Origin of the sequence: Terrisporobacter muris, from assembly GCF_024621905.1 — a bacterium.
Lineage (GTDB): Bacteria > Bacillota > Clostridia > Peptostreptococcales > Peptostreptococcaceae > Terrisporobacter > Terrisporobacter muris.
Map to the genome: position 1 here is coordinate 1 of NZ_JANKBY010000280.1, position 5,049 is coordinate 5,049.

The following is a 5,049-nucleotide window of genomic DNA, read 5'->3' on the forward strand; positions in this document are numbered from 1 at the left end:
CAATATAATAAAAAAGAACAAAGATAATTTATTTTATCTTTGTTCTTTTTTACTACTTATATATTATTTATAACTTCATTGCGATTTTCTTCTTTGTTATTATTAAAAGTTTTCTTATAAAATACTGTAAATATGATTACTGTAATTATTATAGATATAATATCTGCAATTGGTTCTGCTAATAAGACAGCTGTTAGCCCATCTTCAATAAACATTGGTAAAATGAATATTAATGGAACTAATAGTACTATTTTTCTAAGCATGGCAATAATCAACGATGTCTTTGCTTGCCCTAAAGCTAAAAAAGTTTGCTGACAAGCTATTTGAGCTCCAAATAAGCACATTCCTCCAAAATAAATTCTCATAGCCCATGAAGTTATTTCAACAAGTTCTGGCTTATTATTAAATATGCTTACAAAAACTTCTGGGAAAATCATTATTGATAATACCATTAAAGCAGAATATGATAAACATATTACAAATAACAATTTAAAAGTCTTTTTAACCCTAGTCATTTCTCTTGCTCCAAAGTTATAACTCATTATAGGTTGTGCCCCTTGAGTAAGACCCATTAGAGGCATCATTATAACTTGCATAACACTACTCATTATTGTCATAGCCCCTACTGCTAAATCTCCTCCGTATTTTAATAATTGATTATTTAAACTTACTAGTACTAAAGATTCTGTAGCTTGCATTATAAACGGTGCTACTCCTAAAGCAACTATGGAAAGCGCTAATTTTTTATTAATCTTCAGATATCTCTTTCTAATTTTAAGAATACTTTTTTTACCAAATAAGAATTTTAATACAAAAATAGCAGATACTCCTTGTGCTATTATTGTAGCTAAAGCTGCTCCTTTAACCCCCATATTAAATCCAAATATTAATATTGGATCCAGCACCATATTTATAGCAGCTCCTATGATAACTGTAAACATACCTATTTTAGTAAATCCTTGAGTATTTATAAATAAATTCATTCCCAAGGATATCTGTACAAATATTGTACCTACTAGATATATAGATAAGTAATCTAAACCGTATCCTATAGTAGCATTACTAGCTCCAAATGCCCAAAGTATAGGTTCTTTGAATAAAAGAAATACTATTGTTAAAACAATACCTCCACATATAAGCATAGAAAAACAGTTGCTCATTATTTCTTCTGCTTTTTCATTATCTTGTTTACCCATTTCTATGGCAGTTAATGGTGCACCTCCTGCTGCAAATAGCATTGCAAAAGCTGATACTAATAGTATTATTGGCATGGCAACTCCAACTCCTGCCATAGCTAAATCTCCACTATCCATCTTACCTATAAATATTCTATCGATAATATTATACAATAGATTTACTAATTGACCTATTATAGTAGGAATAGCCAATGTAAAAAGTAATTTGCCAATGTTTCCTTTTCCTAAATCAATACTTTTATTACTCATAATATTACTCCTTATAAATTTATATATATTCTTTATTATATTGGTATAATATAGTATAGGGTAACCCAACAGTCAATAGGAGATTTAAAAATGATGAAAATGAATTTAAAAAAACTTACTACAGGAGAGTTTGCTAAACTCTGTAATGTCACAAAACATACATTGTATCATTACAACGATATTGGAATATTAAAACCTGATTCTTGTGATGAAAACGGATATAGAATGTATACTTATGATCAATTAAGTTTGTTTTACTTTATCTCTGTAATGAAAGATATGAATATGTCTTTAAATGATATCAGTTTATTTTTAAATAATAGAACCCCTAAAAAAGTTAAAAATTTATTTGAAAATAGAATTGATGAACTAGATGAAGAAATAAAGAGGATTAAAGAATTACAAAATATGCTTAAATCAAGAATAGAAAAAATTAATTATGCAACTTCCATAAATAGTGAGGAAATAAAAATTGAATATGAAAAAGAAGAAAAGCTCTTTCTGAGTAAATCTTTAAAAAATGATGCTAATGAGAACTTATTTTTTATGGTTAGAAAAAACTTTAATCAATTTATTAATAATTATAGCTTAGACGATCGTCTATCTACTTTAATAAGCATCGAAAAAACAGATAACAATTATAATTTTATACCAGAGAATTTTTTATTTAATTGTGAAACAGAAATACCTTCTTCCAAATTATTTATTAAAAAAGCTGGTAAGTATCTAATTGGATACCATAAAGGATCGTATAACAATATAGAATTAACTCACAATAAAATGATTTCATATATAAATAATAATGATCTAAAAATTGGAAATTATTCTTATGTGAAAAACTTATTGGATGCATTAACCACTCCTAGTGAAGATATGCACTTATTAAAGATATCCATAGAGTTGTCTAATTAATATTTTCTATTTATTAATAAAAAATTAAAGTAGTAATATATTTTCACATCAGGTGGTGCTTCTTCCTTGCTAAAATATCATACTTATGGTAATTTCAATAAAATGCTAGATTTAAATGAAATAGAAAGTGTTACTATTAGCAATGAAACCATCCACCTTGAAAAATAATAAATCAGAGAATTATTCTTATGTGAAAAAATTATTATAAATGTAAAAAGCCTTAGATTTTTCACAATCTAAGGCTTTTTACATAAGCTTATAAAATCCCTTGATCTTTATAACTTTGTAAACTTTTTATTATATAACTTAAAGTACAGAAATCTCTATCAACTTTTTCACTTAAAATTCCTAAACCTTCTATAAGTCTTTTTTCTCTGAATTTTTCTAAAAGTATCATTATACTTATTGTATTGATACCTCCATCTTTTGTATCAAGAGTTCTTGATTTTTTCACACAATTATTTTCCATAGCTTTTTCTATGGCATTTTTTAAATCATCACTTATTTCTAATCCTGGCATTTCATTGTATATTCTTGCTTCATCTTCTTTATAATTAAGATTTATTGCTTTACTTAAATCACAATTTACAAATATAACATTTTTAAAAGTTGCACCAGTAAAATCTACACTTTCCAACTTTGCACCTTCAAATATAGTATCTTCAAACTTAGCTTTTGCAAATCTACTTCCTTTTAAATTACTTCCTACAAACTCAGCATATTTAAAAGTACATCCGTAAAAGTTGCAAGATTTAAAATGAGCTCCTCTCAAACTTGTAAAGTTGAAGTTTGATTTTGAAAAATCGCAATTATAGCAATTACTTCTTTTTAAATCTTGATACATAAAATTCTTATTCATTTTAGATGTCTTGTTATACTTAAGTGCAGTATCTATCTTTTTATTATTATTCATAATACCTCCATAAAATTCACTTAATTCATGTAATCAACAATTTATCCTCATTATTATTTAGGATAAATCCTTACTAATAAAAAAGCTCTTATACCAAAAGATATAAGAGCTTTATATTTATATATTGGTTGCGGAGATAGGACTTGAACCTATGACCTTTGGGTTATGAGCCCAACGAGCTGCCAACTGCTCCACTCCGCGTCGTTATTACCTTCTCTAATATTAAGGATAGCATAATAGATACAATATAACAACCCTATTTATTTTTAATAGCTTTTTATTTATTAAAATAAGCACCTATCATATAATACGTATTTTATAACTATTTTTTAATTTGTAATAGCAAAAATAAAATAGATATCTTAAAATTAATTTTTTTCAAAAAATCCTTGCATATTTTGTCGAATTTTGTTATTATAAATATACAGTTATTTCCCCAATAACTGATTACTCCCCAAATAAAATATATTCCCTAAAAACCCCTTTTTATAATATATTTTAGAATCCTTACTTGATCGGTTAAAGTAAGGATTTTTTTATTTTCAAGATTTTATATTATAAAAAGACATCTATAATAGATGTCTTTTTATAATATATTCATTTTCTAAATAATATCTTCTAAAACTTTCATTTTATTAGAAACAAAATCAACTAAGTCTACTGTTCTTGAAGAATAACCCCATTCATTATCATACCATGAAACAATTTTAAACATTCTACTTCCCATTGCCATTGTTGATAATCCATCTACTATTGATGAACGGCTATCTCCCCTATAATCTATTGATACTAATGGTTCTTCGCTATATCCTAAAATCCCTTTCATTTCATTTTCTGATGCTTTTTTAAATGCTGCATTTACCTCTTGTATAGTAGCATCTTTCTTTAATACACAAACTAAATCTACAAGTGATACAGTTGGCGTTGGAACCCTTACAGCAAATCCATTTAATTTTCCTTTTAATTGTGGTAAAACTTTAGCAACTGCTTTTGCAGCCCCAGTTGTAGTAGGTATCATTGATTCTCCAGCAGCTCTTGCTCTTCTTAAATCCTTATGTGTTTTGTCTAATATTCTTTGGTCATTTGTGTAAGCATGTATAGTAGTCATTAGCCCTTCTTCTATTCCAAATTCATTCTCTAATACTTTTGCAAAAGGTGCTAAGCAGTTAGTTGTACAAGATGCATTTGATATTATGTTGTGAATATCTTCATCATATTCATTTTCATTAACACCCATAACAATAGTTTTGTCTTCATCTTTACCAGGAGCAGTTATTATAACTTTTTTTGCTCCATTTTTAATATGCTTCATACAATCTTCTTTTTTTACAAACTTACCAGTAGATTCTATTACTAACTCCACTCCTAATTCATTCCATGGAATTTGACCTGGATCACCATATCTAAGTATTTTTATATCATTGTCATTTATAACTATTGTTTCTTCATCTTTGACCTTTACATCACCTTTAAATATACCATAGCAAGAATCATATTTAAATAAATGTGCTAATGTGTCTGCCTCTGCCCTAGCATTTATAGCTACTATCTCAAAGCTATCTCTTGGCATTTCCTCTACTATTCTAAGCACATTTCTTCCTATTCTTCCAAAACCGTTAATTCCTACTTTTATTTTCAAGTTTATTCCTCCCACATATCATTTATAATTATTTAGAGTATACTATATATTTATCTTTCTCTCTTTTCCCTTTATATTGCTAAAGTAAATTTAAAATCAGCAATAATATAATGTATATTAAATGTCTTATTTCGAGATAA

At 27.0% G+C, this 5,049-nt stretch carries 4 protein-coding genes and 1 tRNA gene; 1 reads left to right on the forward strand and 4 read right to left on the reverse strand.

Translation table 11 applies throughout. From position 1 onward, the window contains the following. Positions 1 to 56: 56 nt before the first annotated feature. Positions 57 to 1,445 (reverse strand): MATE family efflux transporter, encoded by a 1,389-nt coding sequence (locus NSA58_RS15990; protein ID WP_039681452.1) that lies wholly within the window; start codon positions 1,443 to 1,445, stop codon positions 57 to 59. 90 nt (positions 1,446 to 1,535) lie between these two features. Between NSA58_RS15990 and NSA58_RS15995 the strand changes: the two genes are divergently transcribed. After that, positions 1,536 to 2,357, forward strand: a complete 822-nt coding sequence (locus tag NSA58_RS15995) for a MerR family transcriptional regulator (protein ID WP_257560673.1) — start codon at positions 1,536 to 1,538, stop codon at positions 2,355 to 2,357. 256 nt (positions 2,358 to 2,613) lie between these two features. Here NSA58_RS15995 and NSA58_RS16000 read toward each other — a convergent pair whose 3' ends face one another. The 3 genes from NSA58_RS16000 to gap form a co-directional block, all read right to left on the reverse strand. Continuing rightward, positions 2,614 to 3,270: a pentapeptide repeat-containing protein gene (locus tag NSA58_RS16000; protein WP_039681450.1), complete on the reverse strand. Its 657-nt coding sequence runs from the start codon at positions 3,268 to 3,270 to the stop codon at positions 2,614 to 2,616. Positions 3,271 to 3,395: 125 nt separating this feature from the next. Continuing rightward, positions 3,396 to 3,471, reverse strand: a tRNA-Met gene (locus tag NSA58_RS16005). Positions 3,472 to 3,874: 403 nt separating this feature from the next. Continuing rightward, positions 3,875 to 4,909, reverse strand: a complete 1,035-nt coding sequence (gene gap / locus NSA58_RS16010; protein WP_039677980.1) for a type I glyceraldehyde-3-phosphate dehydrogenase — start codon at positions 4,907 to 4,909, stop codon at positions 3,875 to 3,877. Positions 4,910 to 5,049 lie beyond the last annotated feature (140 nt).

What these genes read in the sequence shown, in the direction of transcription:
- NSA58_RS15990 (WP_039681452.1), bottom strand. Translation starts at nt 1,445, where the DNA reads ATGAGTAATAAAAGTATTGATTTAGGAAAAGGAAACATTGGCAAATTA.
- NSA58_RS16000 (WP_039681450.1), bottom strand. Translation starts at nt 3,270, where the DNA reads ATGAATAATAATAAAAAGATAGATACTGCACTTAAGTATAACAAGACA.
- NSA58_RS15995 (WP_257560673.1), top strand. Translation starts at nt 1,536, where the DNA reads ATGATGAAAATGAATTTAAAAAAACTTACTACAGGAGAGTTTGCTAAA.